Annotated in this window: 22 protein-coding genes; 9 read left to right on the top strand and 13 right to left on the bottom strand. The window is 72.8% G+C overall.

Annotated elements, in window-relative coordinates; genetic code table 11:
* Positions 1–8: 8 nt before the first annotated feature.
* Both ACIBBA_RS16040 and ACIBBA_RS16035 read left to right on the top strand, forming a co-directional pair.
* Positions 9–227 carry a LuxR C-terminal-related transcriptional regulator gene (locus tag ACIBBA_RS16040; RefSeq protein ID WP_396697812.1) on the top strand — a complete coding sequence of 73 codons (219 nt, stop codon included), beginning with the start codon at positions 9–11 and terminating at the stop codon, positions 225–227.
* Positions 224–1,672, top strand: a complete 1,449-nt coding sequence (locus ACIBBA_RS16035; protein WP_396697810.1) for a rhamnulokinase family protein — start codon at positions 224–226, stop codon at positions 1,670–1,672. Before ACIBBA_RS16040 ends, ACIBBA_RS16035 begins: the two co-directional genes overlap by 4 nt.
* Before the next feature lie 31 nt (positions 1,673–1,703).
* On the opposite strand, the gene ACIBBA_RS16030 is transcribed toward ACIBBA_RS16035, so the two are convergent.
* The 10 genes from ACIBBA_RS16030 to ACIBBA_RS15985 all read right to left on the bottom strand — a co-directional run bounded on the left by ACIBBA_RS16030 (position 1,704) and on the right by ACIBBA_RS15985 (position 11,407).
* On the bottom strand, positions 1,704–2,375 hold the full coding sequence (locus tag ACIBBA_RS16030) for an FCD domain-containing protein (protein WP_350870389.1): 672 nt from the start codon (positions 2,373–2,375) through the stop codon (positions 1,704–1,706).
* 42 nt (positions 2,376–2,417) lie between these two features.
* The gene (locus tag ACIBBA_RS16025; protein ID WP_396697807.1) at positions 2,418–3,269 is read right to left on the bottom strand and encodes an amidohydrolase family protein; all 852 of its coding nucleotides are present in this window, start codon (positions 3,267–3,269) and stop codon (positions 2,418–2,420) included.
* Entirely contained in the window at positions 3,266–4,276 is a 1,011-nt protein-coding gene (locus tag ACIBBA_RS16020) for an aldo/keto reductase (protein ID WP_396697805.1), read from the bottom strand. Before ACIBBA_RS16020 ends, ACIBBA_RS16025 begins: the two co-directional genes overlap by 4 nt.
* The gene (locus ACIBBA_RS16015) at positions 4,273–4,608 is read right to left on the bottom strand and encodes an L-rhamnose mutarotase (protein WP_396697803.1); all 336 of its coding nucleotides are present in this window, start codon (positions 4,606–4,608) and stop codon (positions 4,273–4,275) included. The genes ACIBBA_RS16020 and ACIBBA_RS16015 overlap by 4 nt, the downstream gene beginning before the upstream one ends.
* 51 nt (positions 4,609–4,659) lie before the next feature.
* The gene (locus ACIBBA_RS16010; protein WP_396697801.1) at positions 4,660–5,685 is read right to left on the bottom strand and encodes an ABC transporter permease; all 1,026 of its coding nucleotides are present in this window, start codon (positions 5,683–5,685) and stop codon (positions 4,660–4,662) included.
* Positions 5,682–7,217, bottom strand: a complete 1,536-nt coding sequence (locus tag ACIBBA_RS16005; protein WP_396697798.1) for a sugar ABC transporter ATP-binding protein — start codon at positions 7,215–7,217, stop codon at positions 5,682–5,684. Before ACIBBA_RS16005 ends, ACIBBA_RS16010 begins: the two co-directional genes overlap by 4 nt.
* Positions 7,217–8,266, bottom strand: coding sequence for a sugar ABC transporter substrate-binding protein (locus tag ACIBBA_RS16000; protein WP_396697796.1), 1,050 nt, complete (start codon positions 8,264–8,266; stop codon positions 7,217–7,219). Before ACIBBA_RS16000 ends, ACIBBA_RS16005 begins: the two co-directional genes overlap by 1 nt.
* Positions 8,267–8,431: 165 nt before the next feature.
* On the bottom strand, positions 8,432–9,193 hold the full coding sequence (locus tag ACIBBA_RS15995) for an SDR family NAD(P)-dependent oxidoreductase (RefSeq protein WP_396697794.1): 762 nt from the start codon (positions 9,191–9,193) through the stop codon (positions 8,432–8,434).
* Positions 9,186–10,562, bottom strand: coding sequence for an L-fuconate dehydratase (locus ACIBBA_RS15990; protein ID WP_396697792.1), 1,377 nt, complete (start codon positions 10,560–10,562; stop codon positions 9,186–9,188). Before ACIBBA_RS15990 ends, ACIBBA_RS15995 begins: the two co-directional genes overlap by 8 nt.
* On the bottom strand, positions 10,559–11,407 hold the full coding sequence (locus ACIBBA_RS15985; protein ID WP_396697790.1) for a fumarylacetoacetate hydrolase family protein: 849 nt from the start codon (positions 11,405–11,407) through the stop codon (positions 10,559–10,561). The genes ACIBBA_RS15990 and ACIBBA_RS15985 overlap by 4 nt, the downstream gene beginning before the upstream one ends.
* 301 nt (positions 11,408–11,708) lie before the next feature.
* Between ACIBBA_RS15985 and ACIBBA_RS15980 the strand changes: the two genes are divergently transcribed.
* The 4 genes from ACIBBA_RS15980 (at position 11,709) to ACIBBA_RS15965 (ending at position 17,970) form a co-directional block, all read left to right on the top strand.
* Positions 11,709–15,095, top strand: a complete 3,387-nt coding sequence (locus ACIBBA_RS15980) for a glycosyl hydrolase family 95 catalytic domain-containing protein (protein ID WP_396697788.1) — start codon at positions 11,709–11,711, stop codon at positions 15,093–15,095.
* A gap of 66 nt (positions 15,096–15,161) precedes the next feature.
* Positions 15,162–15,932 (top strand): (Fe-S)-binding protein, encoded by a 771-nt coding sequence (locus ACIBBA_RS15975; protein ID WP_396697925.1) that lies wholly within the window; start codon positions 15,162–15,164, stop codon positions 15,930–15,932.
* A 17-nt stretch (positions 15,933–15,949) separates the two neighbouring features.
* Positions 15,950–17,371, top strand: coding sequence for a LutB/LldF family L-lactate oxidation iron-sulfur protein (locus ACIBBA_RS15970; RefSeq protein ID WP_396697923.1), 1,422 nt, complete (start codon positions 15,950–15,952; stop codon positions 17,369–17,371).
* Positions 17,353–17,970: a lactate utilization protein C gene (locus tag ACIBBA_RS15965; protein ID WP_396697786.1), complete on the top strand. Its 618-nt coding sequence runs from the start codon at positions 17,353–17,355 to the stop codon at positions 17,968–17,970. The genes ACIBBA_RS15970 and ACIBBA_RS15965 overlap by 19 nt, the downstream gene beginning before the upstream one ends.
* A 96-nt stretch (positions 17,971–18,066) precedes the next feature.
* On the opposite strand, the gene ACIBBA_RS15960 is transcribed toward ACIBBA_RS15965, so the two are convergent.
* Positions 18,067–18,912 (bottom strand): hypothetical protein, encoded by an 846-nt coding sequence (locus ACIBBA_RS15960; RefSeq protein ID WP_396697784.1) that lies wholly within the window; start codon positions 18,910–18,912, stop codon positions 18,067–18,069.
* Positions 18,913–19,058: 146 nt separating this feature from the next.
* Complete coding sequence (locus ACIBBA_RS15955; RefSeq protein WP_396697782.1) at positions 19,059–20,654, bottom strand: GMC family oxidoreductase; 1,596 nt, start codon at positions 20,652–20,654, stop codon at positions 19,059–19,061.
* Positions 20,655–20,812: 158 nt separating this feature from the next.
* Here ACIBBA_RS15955 and ACIBBA_RS15950 point away from each other — a divergent pair, with 158 nt between their 5' ends.
* The 3 genes from ACIBBA_RS15950 to ACIBBA_RS15940 all read left to right on the top strand — a co-directional run bounded on the left by ACIBBA_RS15950 (position 20,813) and on the right by ACIBBA_RS15940 (position 24,281).
* Positions 20,813–22,414: a glycosyltransferase 87 family protein gene (locus tag ACIBBA_RS15950; protein ID WP_396697780.1), complete on the top strand. Its 1,602-nt coding sequence runs from the start codon at positions 20,813–20,815 to the stop codon at positions 22,412–22,414.
* A 127-nt stretch (positions 22,415–22,541) separates the two neighbouring features.
* Entirely contained in the window at positions 22,542–23,714 is a 1,173-nt protein-coding gene (locus tag ACIBBA_RS15945; RefSeq protein ID WP_396697778.1) for a CapA family protein, read from the top strand.
* A gap of 12 nt (positions 23,715–23,726) precedes the next feature.
* Positions 23,727–24,281 (top strand): GNAT family N-acetyltransferase, encoded by a 555-nt coding sequence (locus tag ACIBBA_RS15940; RefSeq protein ID WP_396697776.1) that lies wholly within the window; start codon positions 23,727–23,729, stop codon positions 24,279–24,281.
* A gap of 88 nt (positions 24,282–24,369) precedes the next feature.
* On the opposite strand, the gene ACIBBA_RS15935 is transcribed toward ACIBBA_RS15940, so the two are convergent.
* Positions 24,370–25,131, bottom strand: coding sequence for a FadR/GntR family transcriptional regulator (locus ACIBBA_RS15935; RefSeq protein WP_396697774.1), 762 nt, complete (start codon positions 25,129–25,131; stop codon positions 24,370–24,372).
* Positions 25,132–25,295: the final 164 nt, after the last annotated feature.

Genomic DNA, 25,295 nt, shown 5'->3' with positions numbered 1-25,295 from the left:
CGGGCGAGATGAGGACGACGTCACCGGTGGACGATCCGATGCTCGGCGAGGCGGACCTGCGACTGCTGCGACTGCTCGCGACCGGCCTGCCGCTGGAGACGGTGGCGCGGCGCACCGCGCTCTCCGAGCGCACCGTGCGGCGGCGGGTACGGGCCATCTGCGACCGGCTCGGCGTGACGACGCCGATCGAGGCCGTGGTGTGGGCGGCCCGGCGGGGGATGCTGTGAGCCTGCGCGTCGCCGCCGTCGACCTCGGCGCGTCCAGCGGCCGGGTCATGGTCGGCCGCGTCGAACCGGGCACGCTGGAGCTCACCGAGGCGCACCGGTTCCCCAACGAGCCGGTGCGGGTGGGCGACTCCCTGCACTGGGACATCCGCGGCCTCTACCGTGGGGTGCTCGACGGCCTGCGGGCCGCCGGGCCGGTCACCAGCATCGGGATCGACTCCTGGGCCGTGGACTACGGCCTGCTCGACGCCGCCGGGGAGCTGCTCGGCGACCCGGTGCACTACCGCGACCGGCGTACCGACGGGGTCGCCGAGCGGGTGGCGAAGCGGCTGGGGGAGCGGCGGCTCTATGCCGCCACGGGGTTGCAGCAGTTGCCGTTCAACACCCTCTACCAGCTCGCCGCCGCCGCCGGCACGCCGGAGCTGGTGGCGGCGCGCTGGCTGCTGCTGATCCCGGACCTGGTCACCTACTGGCTCACCGGTGCGATCGGCGCCGAGATCACCAACGCCTCCACCACCCAGCTCTACGACCTGCGCCGGCGGGCGTGGGCCCGCGACCTGATGGTCGACGCCGGGATCCGCGCCGAGCTGTTCCCGCCGCTGCGCGAGCCCGGCACCCCGGTCGGCCCGGTGCTGCCCGCGCTGGGGCTGCCCGGCGAGCCCCGGGTGGTCGCGGTGGGCTCGCACGACACCGCGTCCGCGGTCGTCGGGGTGCCGGCGGCCGGGGAGCACTTCGCGTACGTCTCCTGCGGCACCTGGTCCCTGGTGGGGGTGGAGCTCGACGCGCCGGTGCTCGGCGAGCCGAGCCGGCTGGCCAACTTCACCAACGAGTCCGGGGTGGACGGCACCATCCGCTACCTACGCAACGTGATGGGCCTGTGGCTGTTGCAGGAGTCGGTGCGCGCGTGGGGGAGCCTCGACCTGCCCACCCTGCTGCGGCAGGCGGCCCGGGAGCCGGCCTTCGGCTCCGTCGTCGACCCGGACGATCCGGCGTTCCTGCCTCCCGGTGACATGCCGACCCGGATCGCCGACGCCTGCCGGCGGACCGGCGAGCCGGTGCCGACCAGCCCGGCCGGCACGGTCCGCTGCATCGTGGACAGCCTGGCCCTGGCGCACCGCCGCGCGGTACGCCAGGCGCAGCAGCTCTCCGGCCGGCACGTGGACGTCGTGCACGTGGTCGGCGGCGGCGCCCGCAACGAGCTGCTCTGTCAGCTCACCGCCGACGCCTGCGGGCTGCCGGTGCTCGCCGGGCCGGTCGAGGCGACCGCGCTGGGCAACGTCCTGGTGCAGGCCCGGGCCGCCGGCGTCGTCGGTGGGGGGCTGCCCGCGCTGCGGGCGGTGCTGCGCGAGACCCAGCAGATCGTGCGGTACGAGCCGCGCGGTGACCAGGCGGCCTGGCGGGCCGCCGAGGGCCGGATGGGTGGGATGCCGCTGCCGCGCTCGTCGTGACGCGCGCCGGTCAACTGTCCGGCCCGCCCGCTCAGAGCACCCGGCGCAGCCACTGCTCCACGCCGGCGACGTGCACCGTGGCCCAGGACCGGGCCAGGTCGGCGTGCCCGGAGGCGACCGCGTCCAGGATGGCGGCGTGCTGCTCGCGGGTCTTGGCGACCGCACCCTCCTGGGTGAGCCCCCGCCAGACCCGGGCCCGGGTGGTCGGCCCGGAGAGGCTGTCGAGCAGGGACGAGAGCACCTTGTTGCCCGCGCAGACGGCGATCAGCCGGTGGAACTCCAGGTCGTTGGCGACCAGCTCGTCGATGCTCGGATCGTCGCCGAGCCCGTCGAGCACGCCGCGCAGCGCGGCGAGATCGGTTTCGGTCGCCCGCTGCGCGGCGAGCGCGGTCGCGGCCGGTTCGAGGATCCGCCGGACCTCGAGGAACTCCAGCACCGTGTCGTCGCGGTGGAAGTCGACGACGAAGCTCAGGGCGTCGAGCAGCAGCGCCGGATCCAGGCTCGTCACGTACGTCCCGTCGCCCTGCCGGACGTCGAGGACCCGGATCAGCGACAGCGCCCGGACCGCCTCACGCAGCGAGTTGCGGGACAGCCCCAGCCGTTCGGCCAGGTCGGGTTCGCGGGGCAGGCGGTCGCCCGGGCGCAACTCGCCGGCGACGATCATCTGCTTGATCTTGTCGATCGCCTCGTCCGTGACAGCCACGTTCTCCCCCGCCTTCGTCCGTACCGCAGAGTATGAGACCGCTCAACGCCCGAGCCGGTAGGTCCGCACGGCGGTGTCGCCGAACACCGCCGCCCGCTCGCCGGGCGACAGCGGTGGCAGCGCCTCGGTCAGGGCCGCCAGCACAGCCTGGTAGTCGGCGGCGAGTCGGCAGACCGGCCAGTCGGACCCGAACATCAGCCGGTACGCGCCGAAGCGGGTGAGGGCCTCGGTCACGAACGGGCGCAGGTCGGCCACCGTCCACCGCTCCCAGTCGGCCTCGGTGACCAACCCGGAGAGCTTCGCCGTGACGTTCGGCTCGGCGGCGAGCGCCGAGATCGGACCGGCCCAGGCCGCCAGACCGGCGCCGCCGTCCCGGATCCGTGGTTTGCCCAGGTGGTCGAGGACGAACCGCAGCTCGGGCACGCCGCGGGCGGCCCGGGTCACGGCCGGCAGCTGGTCGACCCGGACCACCACGTCGAGGGCCAGCCCGGCGTCGGCGATGGTGCGCAGGCCGCGCCGGACCTGCGCGCGGTCCAGGTAGTCCGGGTCCGTCTCGGCCTGCAGCTGGGGGCGCAGGCCGACCAGCAACTCGCCGCCGGGCAACCGCCGGTAGCCGGCGATGGTGTCGGCGAGCGCCGGGTCGGCGGGGTCGGCCCAGGCGACCACCCCGGCGATCGTCGGGGTACGCCGGGCGTGGTCGAGCAGCAGAGCCGCCTCGTCGAGGTCGCAGCGGCCCCCCTCCACCAGGACCGTCCGGTCGACGCCGGCGGCCGTCAGCTCCGGCCGCAGGTCGTCGGGGACGAACGAGCGTCGGATCGGGGCCAGCTCGGCCGCGTCCAACCAGCGGTAGCCGTCCTCGACCCGCCACAGGTGGTGGTGCGCGTCGACGATCACACCGCACCGACCGACGGGGCGGGCAGCGGCGCGTCCGGCCGGAGCAGCCCCTCGGCGACCAGCTCCGACCAGAACTCGCCGGCCGGGGGCGCCGCGGCCGACAGCGCGGCGTTGCGCCGGACCTGGTCGGGGCCGTGGGCGCCCACCACCACCGCGGCGACGGCCGGGTGCGCGGCGGCGAAGGCGAGCGCCGCGGCCGGCAGCGAGGTGCCGTGCCGTTCGCAGACCTCGGCGATCGCCCGGGCCCGGTCCAGGACCGCGGGCGGCACGTCGGCGTACTCGTAGGGGAGACCGGCGTGCGGACGCGGCACGGCCAGCAGACCGCTGTTGAAGACGCCCGCGTTGAAGACCGAGACCCCGCGTTGCTCGCACTCGGGCAGCAGCGCGTCGAGCGCCGGTTGCTCCAGCAGGGTGTAGCGGCCGGCCACCATGACCGCGTCCACCTCGGTCTCGGTGACGAAGCGGTGCAGCACCTGCCACTGTTTCGACCCGACTCCGATCGCGCCGACGACGCCCTGCGCCCGCAGCTCGTGCAGCGCCGGGTAGGCCTGCGCCAGCGCCGGCGTCTGGTGGTCCTCCGGATCGTGGATCAGCACGAGGTCGATCCGATCGAGACCGAGCCGGATCAGGCTGGCCTCCAGGGAGCGGCGCACCCCGTCCGCGGTGAAGTCCCAGACCCGCCGGTGATCGGCGACCACGTCGAAGCCCTCCGGGTCGCGCCGGCCGCCCCCGGACCGCTCCGGTACGAGCAGGCGACCAACCTTCGTGCTGACCGCGTACGCCGGTCGGGGCAGGGCACGCAACGCGTCGCCGAGCCGGCGCTCGGAGAGCCCGAGACCATAGTGCGGCGCGGTGTCGAAGTAGCGGATCCCGCTGTCCCAGGCGGCCGCCACCGTGGCGATGGCGTCGGCCTCACCGATCGGCGTGTAGAGGTTGCCGAGCTGGGCGCAGCCGAGACCGAGCCGACCCACGGTCACCTCCGACCGGCCCACCCGCACGCCGGTCATCGGATCGCCCCGTCCCGCTCGGCGGGCAGCGCCCACACCAGGGGCAACCCCGAGTCGGTGCCCGAGTAGTCGTCCGGCACGTCGAGCAGCGGGGCCATCCGGGCCTGCCACGCCACGTTCGCCGGGTGCTCGCGCAGCGCGTGCCGCATCCGCTGGTAGTCCTCGACCTCGACCAGGTGGAACAGGTCCGGCCCGTCCCGCCAGATCCACCAGCCGTGCACCCCGGCGGCGCGGATCGCGGTCGCCAGCTCCGCCGGGATGCTGGCGTGGACGTCGTCGTACTCACTCTCGCTGCCCGGCCTGAGCCGGGTGTGCAGGGCGATCCGCTGCATGGGCGATGCTCCTTCCGTTGCCTGTCCGGGTCACTGCTGGCGCGCGTCCGGCTAGTCCTGGGCCTTGCCGGAGGTGAGGCGGGCGAGGATCAGCGCGACCAGGATGATGCCGCCGTAGATGGCCTGGATCCACTGGGCGGACACCCCGCCGAGGGTCAGGATGTTGTTGATCAGGCCGAGGACGATCACGCCGCAGAGCGCGCCGAAGAGCGTCCCCTTGCCGCCGTCGAGGCTGATCCCGCCGATCACCGCCGCGGCGAAGACAGTGAAGATCATGCCGTCGCCCTGCGCCGCCGCGACCGAGCCCAGCCGGCCGGTCATCAACAGACCGGCCAGCGCGGCCAGCAGGCCGCCGATCATCAGGACCGCCCAGACCACCCGGTCGGTGCGGATACCGGCGGCCCGGGCGGCGTCGGTGTTGCCACCGATGGCGTAGACGGACCGGCCGTGCCGGAAGAAGCCGAGCGCGGCGATGCCCACCACGAAGAGCGTGCCGCTGATCCAGATGGACGCTGGTACGCCGAGCCAGACCGCGCTGCCGAGGTAGAGCACCGAGGGCGGGATGTCGAAGAGGTTCTGCCCGCCGGTGATCCCGATCTGCAGACCGCGCAGCACGATCAGCATGCCGAGGGTGACGATGAACGCGGAGAGCTTGAACCGCAGGATCAGCAGGCCGTTGAAGGCCCCGATCGCCAGCCCGGTGAGCAGGCAGAGCACGATGGCCAGGCCGGCTGGCAGCTCGGTGCCCAGTCCGTTGCTGGCCGCCGGGATGACCAGCGCGACGGCCAGCGCCGGCGCCAGTCCGATCGTCGACTCCAGTGACAGGTCGAACTTGCCGGCGATGAGGATGATCGCCTCGGCGAGCACCAGCAGCGCCAACTCGGTCTGCTGCTGCAGCACGTTGGTGATGTTGGCGGCGCTGAGGAACACCGGGTCGATGAGCGCGCCCACCACGATGAGCAGGAGGATCGCGGGGACCAGCGCGAGGTCCCGCAGTCGGGCCAGCGGTAGCCGGCCGATACCGGGCCGGCCGCCGGTCGGCGTCGGCGGCTTGACGATGGTCTGGGTGCCGGTCACGGCTGCTCCACTCCCTCCACTGCGGCCACCAGCTCGGCGTCCGTCCAACCCCGGGACACCTCCCGGACCACCTGCCCGTGGAACATCACCAGCACCCGGTCACACGAGCGCAGGTCGTCCAGCTCGTCGGAGACGATCAGCACGCCGGTGCCCCCGGCTGCCGCCTCGGCCACGGCGCCCAGCAGCGACGCCTTGGAGCGGACGTCCACGCCCGCCGTGGGGCTCACCATGACGAGCGCCTTCGGTTCGTTGGCCAGCGCCCGGGCTAGCACGACCTTCTGGGCGTTCCCGCCGGAGAGGCCGCTGACCGGCTGGTGCGGTCCGTCGGTCTTGATGTCGTACGTCTGGATCATGCGCTGCGCCGCGGCGCGGCGCCGGGCGGGCGCGACGATCCCGCCGCGCCCGAGCCGGTCGGTGATCGGCAGCGTGGCGTTCTCCGCCACCGAGAGCAGCGGCACGAGACCCTCCCGGTGCCGGTCCTGCGGCAGGTAGCCGAGCCCGGCCGCGAGGGTTGCCGGGACGCTGCCCGGCTTCGGGGCGCTGCCGGCGATCGTCACCGTGCCGCCGTCGGCCTTGCGTAGCCCGGCGATCGTCTCGGCGAGGGCCACCTTGCCGCTGCTGCCCGAGCCGATCAGGCCGACCAGCTCCCCGGCCCGCACCGTCAGGTCGATGCCGTCGTAGTAGCCGGCCAGCCGCAGGCCGTCCAGGCCGAGCACCACCGGCGCGCTCGCCGGCACCGGCGGCCGGGCGGTCCCGGCGCCGAGCGCCGGGCCGCTGTCACCGGTCATCGCGGCGACCAGTTCGTCACGGGAGAGCGTCTGCACCGGCTGGGTGAGGATGTGCCGCGCGTCGCGCAGCACGGTCACCGTCTGGCACACCTCGTAGACCTCCTGCAGGTGGTGCGAGATGAACAGGAAGGTGACCCCGGCGGCCTGCAGTTCGCACATCCGAGCGAAGAGCCGGTCGATGGCGGCGGCGTCGAGCTGCGCCGTCGGCTCGTCGAGGATGATGAACGTGGCGCCGATGGAGAGCGCCCGGGCGATCTCGACGAGTTGCCGTTGCTCCACGGTGAGCGAGCCGGCGAGCGCCGCCGGGTCGACGTCCACCCCGTACCCGGCCAGCAGGTCGGCGGCGCGGCGGCGCAGGCCGCGCCAGTCGATCAGGCCACCGCCGGCCTGCCGGTTGAGGAAGAGGTTCTCCGCCACAGTGAGCGCGGGGATGATCGTGGACTTCTGGTAGACGCAGGCCACCCGTTCCCGCCAGGCGCTGCGGTTCGCCAGCGCCGGGGCGGGCGTGCCGTCGAAGCGGATCTCTCCGCTGTCCGGCCGCTGCAATCCGGTCAGGATCGACACCAGCGTGGACTTGCCGGCGCCGTTGCGACCGACCAGGCCGTGGGTCTCGCCGGTCTGGACGGTGATGCCGGCGGAGTCCAGCGCCACGGTCGCCCCGTACCGCTTGGACACACCGCGGGCCTCCGCGGCCGGGGCGGTGGCCCCGGCCGCGGAGCTCGCACTCTGCTCGTGACTGGTCATCACTTGCCGATCTGGTTTCCCCAGAGCGCCGGATCGTCGACATTCTCCTTGGTCACCAACGGCGCGGCGATCTGGTCCTCGAGGCCGTTGCCGATGTCGATGATGGTGCTGTCGTGATCGGTCGGGCCGGGCTGGAAGGTCTTGCCCTCGGCCGCCGCCTTCGCGTAGTAGAGCGCCCACTTGGCGTAGAGGTCGGCGGGCTGGGAGACGGTCGCGTCGATCTCGCCCTTGCGGATCGCCTCGAACTCCTGTGGGATGCCGTCGTTCGAGACGATGAAGATGTGCTTCGGGTCGGTCGGCGGGACCAGCAGGTTCTTCGACCGGAGCACCTGCAGCGTCGGCGCCAGGAAGACGCCGCCGGCCTGCATGTAGACGCCCTTGATGTCGGGGTGCTGGGCCAGGCGGGTCTGCAGCGCCGCCGCGGCCTTGGCGCCCTCCCACTCGGTCGGCTCCTCGAAGATGGTGATGCCGGGGAAATTCGTCTTCATGCACTCGGCGAAGGCCTCGGAGCGGTCCCGGCCGTTGATCGAGGAGAGCGAGCCCTGGAACTCGATCACCTTGCCCTTGCCGCCGAGCTTCTCGCCCAGGAACTCGCAGGCCTTCTGCCCGTAGGCGCGGTTGTCGGCGCGCACGACCATGAAGACCTTGCCCTTGTCGGGGCGGGTGTCGACGGAGACCACCGGGATCTTGCGGTTGCCGAGGGTGTCCAGGGTGGAGGCGATCGCACCGGTGTCCTGCGGCGCCATCACGATCGCCTTGGCGCCCTGGCTGGTCATCGCCTGCACGTTGGCGACGAGCTTGGCGACGTCGTTCTGGGAGTTGGTCGGCGACATCAGGTTGATGTCGTACTCGTCGGCGAACTGCGGGACGTACTTGGCGTAGGAGTTCCAGAAGTCGGAGTCGGCGCGGGGCAGGTCGATGCCGATCTGCGGGCTGGATCCGGCCTGGCCGCCCGTCCCGCTCGGCGACGAGTCACCACAGGCGACGGTGCCCAGGGCGAGGATCGTGGCGACGGCGATCCCGATCGGGGTCCTGGCGGTATGTCTCACGGTGGTCCTCCATCCAGTGTGGATACGGTGAACGCTTCTCGGAGGCAAGCGGGAAACACGCTGTTAATACATCGGATGTCTATCAGTCGATCTAAGGCCCGGCAAGACCTGATAGCGCGATTTTGCGGGACAGGCCAGATGAGATGGCCTTGTTACATCGGATGTTCAGCCCGGGGGCCGGGTGGGACGCAGTCGTAGGCCGTGCATGCCGCCGTCGACCGCGAGCACGCTTCCGGTGGTCGCCGCGGCCAGCGGGCTCGCCAGGTAGGCGATCGCGGCGGCCACCTCCTCCGCGCTCACCAGCCGACCGGTGGGCTGTCGGGCCCGCAGCGCGGCCAGCTCCGCGGCCGGGTCGTCGGCCGCGTCGAGCAGCCGGCGTACCCAGGGCGTGTCGGCCGTCCCGGGATTGACACAGTTCACCCGGACGCCCTCCCGCACGTGGTCGGCGGCCATCGCCAGGGTGAGCGCCTGCACGGCGCCCTTGCTGGCGCTGTAGAGCGCCCGCTGCGGCAGGCCGGCCGAGGCGGCGATCGAGCAGGTGTTGACGATCGCGGCGTGGGCCGAGGCGCGCAGGTGGGGGAGCGCGGCCCGGGTCACCCGGACGATGCCGACCACGTTGACGTCGAACACCCGGTGCCACTCCTCGTCGGAGTTGGCCTCCACGGTGCCGCTCGCCCCGATGCCGGCGTTGTTGACCAGGATGTCGATGCCGCCCAGTGACCGCGCCGCAGCGGCGACCGCGGCCCGGACGCCCACGTCGTCGGTCACGTCGGCGGCCAGCCCGAGCAGTGGCTCGGGTACGCCCTCCGGACGCAGGTCCAGACAGGCCACCCGCGCTCCACGGGCGGCGAGCAGCGTGGCGGTCGCCAGGCCGATGCCCGACGCGCCGCCCGTCACCACCGCCGCCAGACCGGTGAACTCAGCCACGGTGCCACCCCGCCTCCGGCCACGCCGAGCCCGGCTGTGGTGGCCGTGGGATCGGCTCCGGCGCCGCGGGCGTTCCGGCCGACCAGACCGGGCCGTGCGGGTAGGCGTACTCGCTCAGCGTCCGGGGCCGGATGGTGGCGCTGAAGCCGGGCGCGGTCGGCGCGACGTAGCGGCCCCGGCTGATCACCACCGGGTCGACGAAGTGCTCGTGCAGATGATCGACGTACTCGATGACCCGGCCGCGCATCTCACCGGCGACCGCCACGTAGTCGAACATCGCCAGGTGCTGAACCAGCTCGCAGAGCCCGACCCCGCCGGCGTGCGGGCAGACCGGCACGCCGAACTTCGCGGCCAGCAGCAGGATCGCGATGTTCTCGTTGACCCCGGCCACCCGGGTCGCGTCGATCTGCAGGTAGGAGACCGCGTCGAGCTGGAGCAACTGCTTGAAGAGCACCCGGTTGGCCACGTGCTCGCCGGTGGCGATCCGGATCGGCGCCAGCTCCCGGGCGATCGTGGCGTGCCCGACCACGTCGTCGGGGCTGGTCGGCTCCTCGATCCAGTACGGGTCGAAGGGCGCCAGCTCGCGCACCCAGGTGATCGCCGTCGGCACGTCCCAGCGCTGGTTGGCGTCGACCGCGATCGGGAAGTCCGGCCCGCAGGTCTGCCGGGCGATGGTCATCCGCCGGATGTCGTCGGCCAGGTCGGCGCCGACCTTCAGCTTGATCTGGCCGAAGCCGTCGGCCACCGCCTCCTTGCAGAGCCGGCGCAGCTTGTCGTCGTCGTAGCCGAGCCAGCCGGGTGACGTCGTGTAGGCCGGAAAACCGGCCGAGAGCAGGTGGTCCTCGCGCTCGGCGCGCCCGGGACGCGCCGCCCGCAGGATCTCCAGCGCCTCCTGCCGCGTCAACGCGTCGCTGAGGTAGCGGAAGTCGACGAGGTCGACCAGCTCCTCGGGGCTCAGTCGGCTCAGCAGCTGCCAGAGCGGCAGCCTCTCCCGCTTGGCCCGCAGGTCCCACAGCGCGTTGACGACCGCGGCGATCGCCATGTGCATGACGCCCTTCTCCGGGCCGAGCCAGCGCAGCTGGGAATCGTGCACCAGCTCGCGCCACAGACCGCCCAGGTCGGCCAGGACCGCGGCCACCGGACGCCCCACCAGGTACGGACGCAGCGACGCGATCGCCGCGGCCTGGACGTCGTTGCCTCGACCGATGGTGAAGGCGAACCCGTGCCCCTCGTGGCCGTCACCGGCGTCGGTGCGGATCACCACGTAGGCGGCGGAGTAGTCCGGGTCGGGGTTCATCGCGTCGGAGCCGTCGAGCGCCCGCGAGGTCGGGAAGCGGATGTCGGCGATGTCCAGCTCGGTGAAGATCATGCCTGCCCCACCACCTGTCGCTGTCGGCCCAGACCGTCGATCTCCACTTCGATCACGTCGCCGGCCCTCAGGTAGGGCTTCGGATCAGGCTGGCCGAGCGCGACCCCGGCCGGGGTGCCGGTGTTGATGACGTCTCCCGGGTGCAGCACCATGAACTGGCTCAGGTAGCGGACCACCTCGGCCACCGGAAACACCATGTCTTTGCTGGTGCCGTCCTGTCGCAGCACACCGTTGACCCAGAGCCGCAGCCGGAGCTGCTGCGGGTCGGGGATCTCGTCGGCGGTCACCAACCAGGGCCCGAACGGGTTGAAGGTCTCGCAGGACTTGCCCTTGTCCCACTGGCCGCCGCGCTCGAGCTGGAACTCGCGCTCCGAGACGTCGTTGGCGACGGCGTAACCGGCGACGCAGGCCATCGCCTCCTCGGTGCTGCTCAGATAGCGCGCCGGACGGCCGATGACCACCGCCAGCTCGACCTCCCAGTCGGTCTTGGTGCTGCTGCGGGGCACCAGGACGGCGTCGTCGGGACCGATCACCGTGTCGGGCGCCTTCAGGAAGACCACCGGCTCGGCGGGGAGCGGCGCGCCCGTCTCTGCGGCGTGGTCCCGATAGTTCAGCCCGATGCAAACGATCTTGCCGGGGCGCAGCGGCGGGCCCACGCGTACGCCCGCGCCGTCGAGCACCGGCAGTTCGTCCACCGCGACCGTGGCCAGCCGGCTCAGGCCGTCGGCCGCCAGGAACGCGGCGTCCAGGTCGTCTGTCACCCCGCTGAGGTCACGTAGCCGTCCATCCTCGTCCAGCAGCGCCGGGGACTCCTGCCCCGGCGCGCCCATCCGCAACAGCCTCACCCGTCGCCCCCAGACACCGTCTCGCAATGTGCCAGCAATACATCCGATGTCTATCAGGCCCTCGCGACGCTCCACAAGACCACGACCCGCATCGGGGCAGACACCGTCGAAGGTGGATACCGTGTCAGCAGAGGCAGTCCCGAGGTAGGACGGTGCGGTCGATGAGATCGAGTCCTTGTTTCTCGATGGTGTCCTTTGTAACCTCGTGCTCAAACATCGGAGGCATGCCGCAGGTGGTCTGTTCTCGTGGAGATCGGCCCGCCAGGCTCCCGCTCGGCCCTCGGACGAACCGGAGACCCCCATGGATGACCCTCGCCGATGGCGAGCCCCTCGTCGGCTGACCGCGGTGGCCCTGGTGGCCGTGCTGGCCGCGGCGCTCCCCGCCTGGTCCGCCCCTTCCGCGGCGGTCGCCACCACGAGTGCGCCCGCCGCGGCCGCTCAGGACCCGCTCACCCTCTGGTACGACGAACCGGCCGCCGACTGGGAGACTCAGGCGCTGCCGATCGGCAACGGCGCCCTCGGTGGAATGGTCTTCGGTCGGGTGGCGGCGGAGACGGTGCAGTTCAACGAGAAGACGCTCTGGACCGGCGGCCCCGGCTCGGCCGGCGGCTACAACTTCGGCAACTGGACCTCGCCCCGCCCCGGCGCCATCGAGGAGGTGCAGCGCCTGATCAACGAGCGCGGCCGGCTGACTCCGGAGGAGGTGGCGAGCCGGCTCGGTCAGCCCAAGAGCGGCTTCGGCTCGTACAACACCTTCGGTGACCTGTCGTTGCGGCTCGGCCAGGATCCCGGCGCCGTCCAGGAGTACCGCCGTGAGCTGAACATCGGCCGGGCGGTCGCGACGGTCTCCTACCTCGACGACGGGGTGCGTTACACCCGCGAATACTTCGCCAGCCACCCCGACGGGGTGCTGGTGGTGCGCCTCTCCGCCGACCAACCGGGCCGGATCGGCTTCACCGCCGGCGTCACCGCGCCGAACAACCGGTCCCGTACGGTCACCGCCAGCGGCGGCCGGATCACCTTCACCGGCGCGCTCAACGACAACAAGCTCAGGTACGAGTCGCAGATCCAGGTGAACGCGGAGGGCGGCGCCGTCACCGCCGGCGCCGACGGCACGGTCAGCGTGCGGGACGCCGACGCGGCCACCGTTGTCCTGGCCGCCGGCACCGACTACGCGTCGGGCTACCCGAGCTACCGCGGCGCCGACCCGCATCCGAGGGTGACCGCGACCGTGGACGCCGCGGCCCGGAAGACCTACGCCGAACTGCTCGCCGCGCACACCGCCGACCACCGCGCGCTCTTCGACCGGGTGCGACTGGACATCGGCCAGGCGATGCCCGACATCCCGACCGACGACCTGCTGAGCGGCTACACCGGCGGCGGGTCGCCGGCGGACCGGGCCCTGGAGGCGCTCTTCTTCCAGTACGGCCGCTACCTGCTGATCGCGTCGTCCCGGGCCGGCTCACTGCCGGCGAACCTGCAGGGGGTCTGGAACAACTCGACCAACCCGCCCTGGGACGCCGACTACCACGTCAACATCAACCTCCAGATGAACTACTGGCCGGCCGAGATCACCAACCTGTCGGAGACCATCGCGCCGCTCTTCGACTACGTCGACTCGATGGTGCCGCCGGGCCAGGTCACCGCGGCGCAGGTCTACGGCAACCGGGGCTGGGTGGTGAACAACGAGACCAACATCTACGGCTTCACCGGCCTGCACAACTGGGCCACCTCGTTCTGGTTTCCCGAGGCCGGCGCCTGGCTCGCCCAGCACTACTACCAGCACTACCAGTTCACCCGCGACGAGCGCTTCCTGCGCGACCGGGCCTATCCGGTCATGAAGCAGCTCGCGCTCTTCTGGCTCGACGAGCTGGTGGTCGACCCGCGTGACGGCCAGCTCGTCGTCTCGCCGAGCTACTCCCCGGAGCAGGGCGACTTCACCGCCGGCGCCTCGATGTCGCAGCAGATCGTCTGGGACCTCTTCACCAACACCGTCGAGGCGGCCGGGATCGTCGGCGGCGACAATGCGTTCCGCAAGGAGCTGCGGGCCGCGCTCGACAAGCTCGACCCGGGCATCCGGGTCGGTTCGTGGGGGCAGTTGCAGGAGTGGAAGGAGGACCTGGACGACCCCGGGAACGAGCACCGGCACGTCTCGCACCTGTTCGCCCTGCATCCGGGGGCCCAGATCTCCGCGCTGGAGGACCCCGAACTGGCCGCCGCGGCCCGGGTCTCGCTCGCCGCCCGGGGTGACGGCGGCACCGGCTGGAGCAAGGCCTGGAAAATCAACTTCTGGGCCCGGCTGCTCGACGGCGACCACGCGCACAAGATGCTCACCGAGCAACTGCGGCAGAGCACCCTGGCGAACCTCTGGGACACCCACCCGCCGTTTCAGATCGACGGCAACTTCGGCGCCACCTCCGGCGTCGCCGAGATGCTCCTGCAGAGTCAGAGCGACAGCGTGCACGTCCTCCCGGCGCTGCCCAGTGCCTGGCCGGACGGATCGGTCAGCGGGTTGCGCGCCCGCGGCGACCTGACCGTCGACACGAAGTGGTCGGCCGGGGCCGCCACCGAGATCGCCGTCACCGCCGGGCGGAGCGGCGAGGTGAGCCTGCGCAGTCCGCTCTTCGCCGGACCGTACCGGCTGGTGGACGCCAGCACCGGCAAGCGGGTCACCACCTCGCCGAAGGGCGAGCGGCTCACCTTCACGGCGCAGAAGGGCCACCGCTACGTCGCCACCGCGCAGGTCGGCTTCGCCGTCGACGCGCCGCAGACGCTGGAGGTCGGCGAGTCCGGGACGGTCTCGGTGACGGTCACCGCCGCGGGGAACCTCGCCCCGTCGACGCTGAAGCCGGTCCTGCCGGCCGGGTGGAGCGCGCGCCCGGCGCGGTTCGAGGTGCCCCGCCTGCGCGCCGGCGACTCCCAGGTGTACCGGTTCACGGTCACCCCGTCGGCGCAGGCCGCCCCGGGGCGCAGCCGGATCGAGGCACGGCTGGTCGGCGACGGGTGGCGAGCCTCCGCCTGGACCGCCATCGCGCTGCCGGTCCCGCCGCCCTGCGCGCGACCCGACCCGGGCCGCCCGCTCGTCGCCTGGGATCCCACCAGCGGGGACACGGTCGCCGACCGGTCGCCGAACGGGCGCACCGCCACGGTCCAGGGCGGCGCGAACTACGTCACCGACGGGCCGACCGGTAGCGCGCTGGCGCTGGACGGCACCCGTTACCTGCGGACCGCCCCGACCACGCTGGGCTTCCTGGAGACCGCGACGTTCGCCGCCGAGGTCAAGGTGACCACCAGCGGCAGCTACCGGCGGCTCTTCGACTTCCAGCCCGGCGGAGACCCGGGCACCGACGGGGTGCTCATCGACCTCACGCCGAGCAACCAGGTGCGGTTCATCGGCGCCGGCACCGGCGTCACCAGCAACGCCACCATTCCCGTCGGCCGCTACGTCGACCTGGTGATCACCATGGACGACGCCGGTGCCATCGTGGTCTACGTCGACGGTCAGCAGGCCGGCACGGCCAAGGTCCCGGACGGCGGCATTCTCGGCTGCGCCAACCGCGAGCTGCGGTTCGCGGCCGACCAGGACGGCGGGCAGCGACTCACCGGCGAGGTGGACCGGATGGCCATCCTGCCCGAGGCGCTGCTGGCCGACCAGGTCGCCACCTGGCAGACTCGTGCCTTCGGCTGACCCTCGACAGCGGACGGGTGACGTGGCGGCCCGACCGGCCGCCACGCACCGGATGGGCGGGTGACGATGCGGGTCGCGCTCTTCGTGACGTGTCTGGCCGACACGATGTTCCCCGCGGCGGCCAGGGCGACGGTACGGCTGCTCGAGCGGCTCGGGCACGAGGTGGTCTTCCCCGAGCAGCAGACCTGCTGCGGGCAGATGCACGTCAACACCGGCTACCTGGCCGACGCGGTGCCACTGGTCCGGCGGCACGTGCGCACGTTCGAGCCGTACGACGTGGTCGTGGCGCCGTCGGCATCCTGCGTGGGGTCGGTACGCCACCAGCACGCGATGGTGGCCCGCCGGGCCGGCGAGGAGCGGTTGGCCAGCCGGGCCGAGGAGGTGGCGCGGCACACCTACGAGCTGTCGGAGTTCCTCGTCGACGTGCTGGGGGTGACCGACGTGGGCGCGTACTACCCGCACCGGGTGACGTACCACCCGACCTGCCACTCGCTGCGGATGCTCCGGGTGGGTGACAAGCCCCTGCGGCTGCTGCGGCAGGTCCGCGGCCTGGACCTGGTCGAGCTGCCGGCGGCCGAGCAGTGCTGCGGCTTCGGCGGCACCTTCGCGGTGAAGAACGCCGACACCTCGACGGCGATGCTCGCCGACAAGCTACGCCACGTGCTCTCCACCGGCGCCGACGTGTGCGCCGCCGGCGACTCGTCGTGCCTGATGCACATCGGCGGTGGGCTGTCCCGACTGCGCACCGGGGTGCGCACGGTGCACCTGGCCGAGATCCTGGCCGCCACGGAACAGACCGCCGCCGACGCGGCCGGCGAGACGGGGGCGCGACGGTGACCCGCACCTTCCTCGGCATGCCGGCGACCGCGCCGCGCGGCGTGGGCCACCTCCGCGGCGACGAGCCGTTCCCGGTGGCCGCCCGACGGGCCCTCGCCGATCCGCAGCTGCGCCGCAACCTCGGTCACGCCACCACCACGATCCGCGCGAAGTCCGGCGCGGTCATCGACGAACTGCCCGACTGGGAGCGGCTGCGCGCCGCCGGCTCCGCGATCAAGGCCGACGTGATGGCCCGCCTGCCGGAGCTGCTGGAGCAGCTGGAGGCCGCGGTCACCGCCGCCGGCGGCACGATGCACTGGGCCGCCGACGCGTTGGACGCCAACCGGATCGTCACCGAGCTGGTGGCCGCGACCGGCAGCGACCGGGTCATCAAGGTCAAATCCATGGCCACCCAGGAGATCGGCCTCAACGAGGCCCTGCACGACGCGGGGATCACCCCGGTGGAGACCGACCTCGCCGAGCTGATCGTGCAGCTCGGCGACGACCGGCCCAGCCACATCCTGGTACCGGCCATCCATCGCAACCGGGCCGAGATCCGCGAGATCTTCCTGCGCGCGATGCCCGGCGTCGACCCGACGCTGACCGACGACCCGGCGGCGCTGGCCGCCGCCGCCCGCCGCTACCTGCGCCAGACCTTCCTGAGCACCCGGGTGGCGGTCTCCGGCGCCAACTTCGCCGTCGCCGACACCGGCACCCTCGCCGTCGTGGAGTCCGAGGGCAACGGGCGGATGTGCCTCACCCTGCCCGACACGCTGATCACCGTGATGGGCATCGAGAAGGTGGTGCCCAGCTGGCGCGACCTCGAGGTGTTCCTGCAACTGCTGCCACGGGCGTCGACGGGGGAGCGGATGAACCCCTACACCTCCACGTGGACCGGCGTCACCCCCGGTGACGGACCGCAGGCCTTCCACCTCGTGCTGCTGGACAACGGGCGCAGCGCCGTCCTCGCCGACGAGGTCGGCCGGCAGGCGCTGCACTGCATCCGCTGCTCGGCCTGCCTCAACGTCTGCCCGGTCTACCAGCGCGCCGGCGGGCACGCGTACGGGTCGGTCTATCCCGGGCCGATCGGCGCCGTGCTCTCGCCCCAGCTCACCGGGGTCGAGGACAACGCCTCACTGCCGTACGCCTCGTCGCTCTGCGGCGCCTGCTACGACGCCTGCCCCGTGAAGATCGACATTCCGGAGCTGCTGGTCCACCTCCGCGCCGAGCACGTCGCCGCCCAACGCCGGCCGTCCGCCGAGTCCGTCGCGATGGCCGCCGCCGCGTACACCATGGACCACCCGGCGCTGTACGCGGCCGCGCAGCGCGCCGCGCGGCTCACCCGCCTCGCCGGCCGCCGTGGTCGCGGCCTGCCGCCGCCGCTCTCCGGCTGGACCATCGGCCGCGACCTGCCGGAACCCCCGGCGCAGACCTTCCGCGAATGGTGGGCGCAGCGGTGAACTCCCGGGAACTCGTCCTGGCCCGGGTCCGCGCGGCCCTCGGCGCCACCCCGGCCGCACCCGCCGACATCGCCCGCGACTACCGGCCGGCCGGCGGAACCGTCGACCTGGACCTGCTGGTACGGCGGCTCACCGACTACCGGGCCACCGTGCACCGATGCGCCGACGACGCGGTGGCGCAGGTGGTGGACGCGATCCTCGGCGGCCGGCGGGTCGTCGTCCCCCCGGCGCTGCCTCGGCGGTGGCTGCCCGCCAGCGTCGACGCTCTGGCCGACGACGGCCTCTCCGCGGAGCAGATCGCCGCCACCGACGGGGTGGTCACCGCGGCCGCCGTGGCCGTCGCCGAGACCGGCACGATCGTCCTCGACGGCGCCCCCGACCAGGGGCGGCGTGTCATCACGCTCCTGCCCGACGTGCACGTCTGCGTGCTGCGCGCCGACCAGGTGGTCGCCGGCGTGCCGGACGCGGTCGCCCGGCTCGATCCGCGCCGCCCGCTGACCTGGATCAGCGGACCCTCCGCCACCAGCGACATCGAGCTCAACCGGGTGGAGGGCGTGCACGGCCCGCGCAACCTGCACGTGGTCATCGTGCCGGTCTGACCGCCACGCTGACCACACCACCGGGTGCTCCCGCGCCCGGGACGACGCGGCGGCCGGCGGGCCCGCGACCCGCGGACCCGCCCTGCCCCGGTGCCGCTACTGCCCGAGCTGGTGCTGGTAGATCCGCTGCTGCGCCCCACGGACGAACAACCGCAGCTCGCCGCCGTAGCTGACGAGGGCCGGCCCCGACGTCGCGCCGAGCCCGCCGGGCAGACCCGACCACCCCGACCATTCCGTGGTGGTCAGGGTGTAGCGGGTGGCTCGGATCGTGTCGCCGGACCCGCGGACGACGAGGTGCAGGTCGCCGCCGTAGACGGCGGTGGCGGGTGCGGAGGTGGCGCCCGCCGGGCCGGGTACCGCCGACCAGCCGGACCACTGGTCGGTGGTCAGGGTGTAGCGGGTGTTCCGCACGGTGCCGGCGGTGCCCCGGGCGAAGATCCAGAGGTCGCCGCCGTAGACGGCGGTCGCCGGTGCGGAGCGGGCGCCGGCCGATCCGGGCACGGTGGACCAGCCGGACCACTGGTCGGTGGTCAGGGTGTAGCGGGTGGCGCGCAGGTCACCGGCGGCGCCCTGGACGAGGATCCAGAGGTCGCCGCCGTAGACGGCGGTCGCCGGTGCGGAGCGGGCGCCGGCCGATCCCGGCACGGTGGACCAGCCGGACCACTCGCCGGTGGCCAGGGTGTACCGGTTGGTCCGCACGGTGCCACCCGCGCCACGGGCGAACACGTGCAGGTCACCCCCGTACACGGCGGTGCCCGGGCGGGAACGGGCCTGTGCCTGGCCCGGCACCGGCGTCCAGCCGGTCGCCTGCGTGATCTGGGGCCGGCCGCCCCCGGCCACCACCGTCGCCCCGGCCGTGGCCGGGAACAGAACGGTCGTGCCCAGGACGAGCACGACCACGAGCAGACGGCGGAGCCGCCTCGTCGCAGCTGTCGGATGCATGGTCGATCCCCTCGTGATGATGGCGCCCGCTCGGGACAGCCACCGACCAGCCGTCGGTCCATAGTGGCGGCCCGGCTGGCCTCGGTATAACCGGCCCTGTCGGCAGTCTTCCTGTCCGGGTAGCGACAGGCGGCGCGCCGGACGGCTCAACGGCTGGCGAGGATCAGATCGGCCGCGCGCCAGGCCACCGCCATCACCGGGGCGTTCAGGTAGCCGGAGACCAGGACCGGCAGCACGGACGCGTCGGCGATGCGCAGCCCGTCCACGCCGCGTACCCGCAGCTGCGGGTCGACCACGGACTCGTCGCCGGGCCCCATCGCGCAGGTGCCCACCGCGTGGTAGCCGCAGTAGCCCAGCGCCAGCCCGGCGTCCACGATGTCGTCGTCGTCCTGCACCGCGGGGCCGGGCAGCGTCTCCACGGTGATCCGCTTCGCGATCGGGCCGGTGGCGAAGAGCTCCCGCATCCGCCGGAAGGCGGCGACCGCGACCCGACGGTCGTACGCGGCGCTGAAGTAGTTGGCCACGATCCGCGGTGGACGCTCCGGGTCGGCCGAGGTGATGGCCAGGCTGCCTTCGCTCTCCGGCCGGGTCACCGTGACCAGGCCCATCAGCCCCGACTCACGCTCCAGCTCCAGCGCCTGACCGGGGCGTCGCGGGGCGGCCGAGAAGGGCGCCATCAACAGCTGCGCGTCCGGATGCTCGGCGTCGGGACCGGACCGGAAGTACGCCCCGACGTCGTGCACCGGCAGGGCGAGCGGCCCCCGCCGGGTGAACAGGTAGCGCAGCGCGGCCCGCCCCTGCCCGAGCGCGCTGCTCAGCTGCGGGTTGTAGCCACCCCGTGCGGCCAGCCGGAACTGCGCCGGCATCGGCCGGTGCTCCCGCAGGCCGACGCCCACCCGGGGCCGGTCGAGCAGCACCGGGACACCGGCCTCGCGCAGCGCGTCGGCCGGACCGATGCCGGAAACCTGCAACAACTGGGGTGTGGCGAGCGCGCCGGCGGCGAGGACGACCTCGGCGGCGGCCGCGTAGTCGACCGTCTGCCCGTCGCGGCGGGCACGTACGCCGACCGCCCGACCGTCCTCGACGAGCACCCGGAGCACCACGGTGCGCACCGCGACGGTCAGGTTCGGCCGGTCGCGGACCGGGTGCAGGAACGCCTCGGCCGCGCTGCTCCGGCGTCCGTCGCGGATGGTCGCCATGACGTAGCCGATCCGCTCGCCGTCGTCGGCGTTCAGGTCGTCGACCCGGCGCCAGCCCAGCTCCACCCCGGCGGCGATCGTCTCCTCGCAGAGCTCGTCGGTGCCGGTGGCGCTGGACAGTCGCAGGGGCCCGCCGGCGCCGCGCACCTCGGACGCGCCGAACGGGTTGTCCTCCAGCCGCTTGAAGATCGGCAGCATCGTCTGCCAGCCCCAGCCGGGGTTGCCCAGGCGCTCCAGCGAGTCGTAGTCGAGCCGGTCGCCCCGGCCGTACACCATCCCGTTGATGGAGCTGGACCCGCCGATCAGCCGGCCGCGCTGCCAGACCTCCTGCTGCGCCGGCCCCACCTCGGCGGGGTAGTGCCAAGCGGTGCGGCGGTCGTCCATCAGCCGGCTGAAGCCCTTGGGTATGCGGACGAAGGGGCTGCGGTCCCAGCCGCCGGCCTCGATCAGCAGCACCCGGGTGCCCGGGTCCTCGGTCAGCCGGTTGGCCAGCACGCACCCGGCCGAGCCGGCACCGACCACGACGTAGTCGAACTCCTGCACTGGGCACCCCCGTTCGGTGGCACGCGCGCCATGCTCACCGTAGTTCGTTGATCACGGAACGGAAAGGGGTCGGCCATCTCCCGGAGGCGGGCCGGCACCAGGAACGACCGGTCCATGATGGACACCCGCACGGCTGCGCCGGCCCCTATGCTGGTCCCGTGCGCGAGCGACGAGTTTCGCTGGTGTGGGCGGGCTTCGTCACCGCCGCGCTGGTCTCCGTCGTGCTCGTCCTCCGGCGCGAGGAGCGCCTCTCCGACCTGCACATCTACTACGGCGCGGTGGCTGACCTGCGCGCGGGGCACCCGCTCTACTCCTACGTCGCGGAGAACGGGGGCCCGTTCACCTACCCACCGTTCGCGGCGCTGGTGCTCTGGCCGATCACGCTCGCCGCGGAGCCGGTGGTGCAGGTGCTCTGGCTGTTGACGACCTGCGCGGCGGTGGTCGCCATCGCCGTGCCGGTGGGCAACACGTTGGCGCCCGGGCGGTCCCGCCGGCAGCTGGTCGTGGCGGCCGTGGCGCTGGCGCTGATGCTCTCCGCCCCGGTCCAGAGCAACCTGCGCTTCGGCCAGGTCAGCATCTTCGTGGTGCTGCTGGCGCTGCTCGACGCCATGGGTGTCGTCCCACCGCGCCTGCGCGGGGTGCTCGTCGGGGTGGCGTCCGCGATCAAGCTGACCCCGCTGCTGTTCGTGGTGTACTTCCTCGCGGCCCGGCGCTACCGCGACGCCGCCCGGGCCATGGCGACGTTTCTCGCCTGCGCCGGGCTCGCCGCGGCCGTCCTGCCGGCCGAGAGCTGGACCTACTGGGCCGGGACGGTGGTGCAGACCCGCCGGATCGGCAACCTCGCGTCGCTGGGCAACCAGTCAGTGCACGGGATGCTGCTGCGCCTCGGGGTCGACGAGACGTCACTGCCGCTGCTCTGGGTCGCCCTGGTGGCGGTGATCTGCGCGGTGGCGCTGCTGCGCGCGCGGCAGCTGGCGGCGCAGGGCCGTCCCGGGCACGCCGCGGTGCTCGTCGGCTGCGCCACCGTCGCCGCGTCGCCGGTCTCGTGGACCCACCACCAGGTCTGGCCGGTGTTGGCCGCGATGCTGCTGATCGGCACGTCCGGCGTGGCCCGCAGGGTCGCGGGGGTCGCGCTGCTGGTCGCAATGACGGCGTCGCTGGGCGTGGTCCTCGATGCCGTCTCCCTACGGCCGGGGGTGCAGTTCCTCTTCGAGAACGCCCGCGCGCTCGGTGTCGTCGCGCTCTGCCTGACAGGGTTCGGCGGGGTGGCGGTCGCCGCAGCCCGGACGAGACGCTCCGGGAGCACCCGACGCGCCTGGCTGCGCGTCGGAGTGGCGGTCGCGGCGACCGTCGCGTTCTTCGCCGTGCAGCCGCTGCCGGCGGGGGCGGATCCGACCTTCAAGGCGTACGCGCTCGACGACGTCGCCAACCCCCGGTACTTCTTCGTCTGCCGCAGCGCCGCGGCGTGCGCCTCCTTCGGCACCGCGGCGCCGGTCACCTTCGGCACCCGGGCGGAGAAGACGAAGGTGCGGGTGAACGGGGTGGTGTCGGCAAGCGTGTCGCGCCTGGAGTACTACTCCGCCCCCGGCGGTTCGCCACGGGTCATACCGCTGCTGACGGCATACCCGGGCACCCGGGTCTTCTCGTTCCGATCCGCGACGATGACGCACGGGCGCCTCGTCGCCTATGGCACTGACGGTCGGCCGATCAGCGTGTTGGACGACGAACTCGCCGCCGCGTTCCGCGCGGGCCCCTGGTAGGGGAAGCCGTCGGCACGGCGGTGGGGGCCGGCCAGGACGGCCCCGCGGCGGGCGGCGCGGCGGTGCGCCTCGGAGACTTTCGGCGTTCATGCCACGGCGCTGAGAGTGGGCGGCATTATGTCGTGTTATGAGAAGAAAGCCCGTCCTGGCGGTGCTGCTGGTCGCCGCGATGACGGCGGGCTGCGAGGCCAGCGAGCAGCCGGCGCCACGCACCGCGGCGTCCGCTCCGTCCGCCAGCGCCAGCGCCCCCGCCGCCGCGCCACCGCGGACCACGCTCACCGTGGTCGCGGCCGGCGACCTGCTGGTGCATCCGGCGCTGAGCGAGCAGGCCGCCGCGGACGCCCGGCGCGCCGGCCGCGACGGCCACGACTTCACCCAGGTGCTGGCCGCGGTCCGGGCCCGGGTGAGCGCCGCCGACCTGGGCATCTGTCACATGGAGACGCCGCTGGCCGAACCGGACGGCCCGTTCACCGGCTGGCCGGACTTCAGCGTGCCGCCGGAGCTGGCCGACGCGGCGGCCTGGGCCGGCTTCGACACCTGCTCCACCGCGTCCAACCACTCGCTGGACACCGGCGTCGACGGCATCGCCCGTACCCTGGAGAACCTGGACCGGGTGGGCCTGCGGCACACCGGCACGGCCCGCAGCGCGGCGGAGGCCCGGCGCCCCAACGTCCTCGACGTCGCCGGGGTGAAGGTCGCCCACCTGTCGTACACGGAGAGCTTCAACCAGATCCCACTGCCGGCCGGACGGCCGTGGGCGGCGAACGCGATCGACGCCGACGCGATCCTGGCCGAGGCCAAGCGGGCGCGTGCCGCCGGCGCGGAGATCGTCATCCTGTCGCTGCACTGGGGCACCGAGTACCAGCACGAGCCGACCGGCGACCAGGCGGACCTCGCGCGCCAGCTGCTCTCCGCGCCCGAGATCGACCTGATCATCGGGCACCACGTGCACGTGGTGCAGCCGTTCGAGAAGGTGGCCGGCAAGTGGGTCGCCTACGGCATGGGCAACCTGACGACCCGGTTCGCCGACGGCTCGCCGGAGAAGACCCAGGACTCGGTCGTCCCCCAGTTCACCTTCACCCGCACCGCGGCCGGCCGGTGGACGGTCACCGACGTGACGGTGGCGCCGACCTGGATGGAGTACCGGCCGCTGGCCCGGGTGGTCGACCTGAGCGCCGCGGCGGCCGCACCGACCTCGCCGGCCTGGCTCCGCGCCCGGTACGCCTCGATCATCCGGCGCATCGCCGGCTACGTCGACCAGCGCGGCGCCGTCGCCGCCGGGCTGCACATGCCGCACTGACCGGCCAGGGGCATGCCCTGCCGATCATGGCCCGGCCCGCACGCCCGCTGCGTCGGCCCTAGCATGGGGACGATGCGGGAGGTTGGGCTGACGGTTCGGCCAGCGAGCTTGGCGGATGTTCCCTCGTTGGTGGAGTTGCGTGTGGCCAACGCCGAGGCGCACCTCGCTCTCGATCCTGGCGTCTACCGGGTTCCGCAGCGCGAGGCGGTGGCGCGTCACTTCGCAGCGGTGCTGGCCGACGAGGCGAGGCGGGATGCTGTTCTCGTCGCTGAGACTCGTGATGGCCGGGTGGTCGGGATGGTCGAGGTGCTGCGTCATCCCGATCCGCCGCAGCATCAGATCCTGCGTCCTGAGCCCTCGGCGCAGGTGCACACGGTTGTGCTGCCCGATGTCCAGGGGCTGGGGGTGGGATCCGCCTTGCTCGAGGCGGCCGAACGATGGGCGACCGACCGGGCGATCGTCCACCTGTCGGCCGGCATCCACCACCGCAACATCGATGCGGTGCGCTTCTATGGTCGGCACGGCTATGCCGACGCCGGTCTCTCACTTGGCAGGCGTCTGGATTAGGGCCCGCGGTGTCGGTCGCCGGAGCCAGCTGACGGCGACCGGCAGCTCGTCCACGAGCAACCGCCACGTGATCGGCTCGGGACGCGCCCTAACCCCGCTCGGGCTCGCCGGTCTGCTCCCACAACGACCGCATCTCGTCGAACGCCTGCTCCATCAGCTGCACCATCGCCTGCCGGGCGCGCTCACCGTCGTGCCGCTGGATCGCCTGGGCGACGTCCGCGTGCAGCTGGAGGGCCTGCTCGTGCGGGTGGTGCGGCATGAGGTGGTGCTTGTGCCGGCCGGTGAGCACCTCGGCGACGAGTTCCTGCAACCGCAGGAACATCTCGTTGCCGGAGGCGAGCAGCACCCGGCGATGGAACTCGATGTCGAGATCCAGGAAGCGCTCCTCGTCACCGGCCTTGCCGGCCGCCCACATCTTCGCCGCTAGCCCGACGAGGTCGCTCGCCTCGTCGTGACCGGCCCGACCGGCGGCCAGTTGGGCCGCGTGCGGCTCGACGGCGGTGCGCAGCTCGGTGATCGACCTGAGCTGCGCCATCCGACCGGCCGAGGCGAGCCGCCAGCGGATCACCTGCGGGTCGAAGACGTTCCAGGCGCTCGCCGGCCGGATCATCACCCCCACCCGGCGCCGGGTCTCGATGAACCCGATCGAGGCCAGCACCCGCAGCACCTCGCGGACGACCGAGCGGGACACGGCATAGCGCTCGACCAGCTCGTCGATGTTGAGCACCGCGCCGGGCGCCAGCTCACCTGCGCAGATGGCGGTGCCGAGGTGGTCGAGCACGCGTGCGTGCAGCCCGGCCTCCACAGGGGTGGTCTGAGCGGCTGCAACCCCTAAGGAGGACCGTTCCACGCCAAGGATCATATCAGTTAGATCAACACCTTGAATAAGTCGGCTTTTTCGGCCTAGCATCCCGACGTTAAGCGGATGTAACACCGAGGTAGCGCCTCTCGACGGGGTAGCGACCACGACTGAAGGAGAGACAAGCGTGCGACGTCGATCGATAATCGGCACTT

It is taken from the genome of Micromonospora sp. NPDC051006 (assembly GCF_044456245.1).
Taxonomy (GTDB): Bacteria; Actinomycetota; Actinomycetes; order Mycobacteriales; family Micromonosporaceae; genus Micromonospora.
The sequence above is the reverse complement of the archived record's forward strand: the minus strand, read 5'-3'. Positions and strand labels throughout refer to the sequence as shown.

Bases quoted from the DNA above. Each gene is read 5' to 3' on its own strand.
- ACIBBA_RS16040 (WP_396697812.1), top strand. From the start codon at position 9: ATGAGGACGACGTCACCGGTGGACGATCCGATGCTCGGCGAGGCGGAC.
- ACIBBA_RS16020 (WP_396697805.1), bottom strand. From the start codon at position 4,276: ATGACCGGCGTGCGGGTGGGCCGGTCGGAGGTGACCGTGGGTCGGCTC.
- ACIBBA_RS16015 (WP_396697803.1), bottom strand. From the start codon at position 4,608: ATGCAGCGGATCGCCCTGCACACCCGGCTCAGGCCGGGCAGCGAGAGT.
- ACIBBA_RS16005 (WP_396697798.1), bottom strand. From the start codon at position 7,217: ATGACCAGTCACGAGCAGAGTGCGAGCTCCGCGGCCGGGGCCACCGCC.
- ACIBBA_RS15990 (WP_396697792.1), bottom strand. From the start codon at position 10,562: ATGATCTTCACCGAGCTGGACATCGCCGACATCCGCTTCCCGACCTCG.
- ACIBBA_RS15980 (WP_396697788.1), top strand. From the start codon at position 11,709: ATGGATGACCCTCGCCGATGGCGAGCCCCTCGTCGGCTGACCGCGGTG.
- ACIBBA_RS15975 (WP_396697925.1), top strand. From the start codon at position 15,162: ATGCGGGTCGCGCTCTTCGTGACGTGTCTGGCCGACACGATGTTCCCC.
- ACIBBA_RS15970 (WP_396697923.1), top strand. From the start codon at position 15,950: ATGCCGGCGACCGCGCCGCGCGGCGTGGGCCACCTCCGCGGCGACGAG.
- ACIBBA_RS15965 (WP_396697786.1), top strand. From the start codon at position 17,353: ATGGTGGGCGCAGCGGTGAACTCCCGGGAACTCGTCCTGGCCCGGGTC.
- ACIBBA_RS15960 (WP_396697784.1), bottom strand. From the start codon at position 18,912: ATGCATCCGACAGCTGCGACGAGGCGGCTCCGCCGTCTGCTCGTGGTC.
- ACIBBA_RS15945 (WP_396697778.1), top strand. From the start codon at position 22,542: ATGAGAAGAAAGCCCGTCCTGGCGGTGCTGCTGGTCGCCGCGATGACG.
- ACIBBA_RS15940 (WP_396697776.1), top strand. From the start codon at position 23,727: ATGCCCTGCCGATCATGGCCCGGCCCGCACGCCCGCTGCGTCGGCCCT.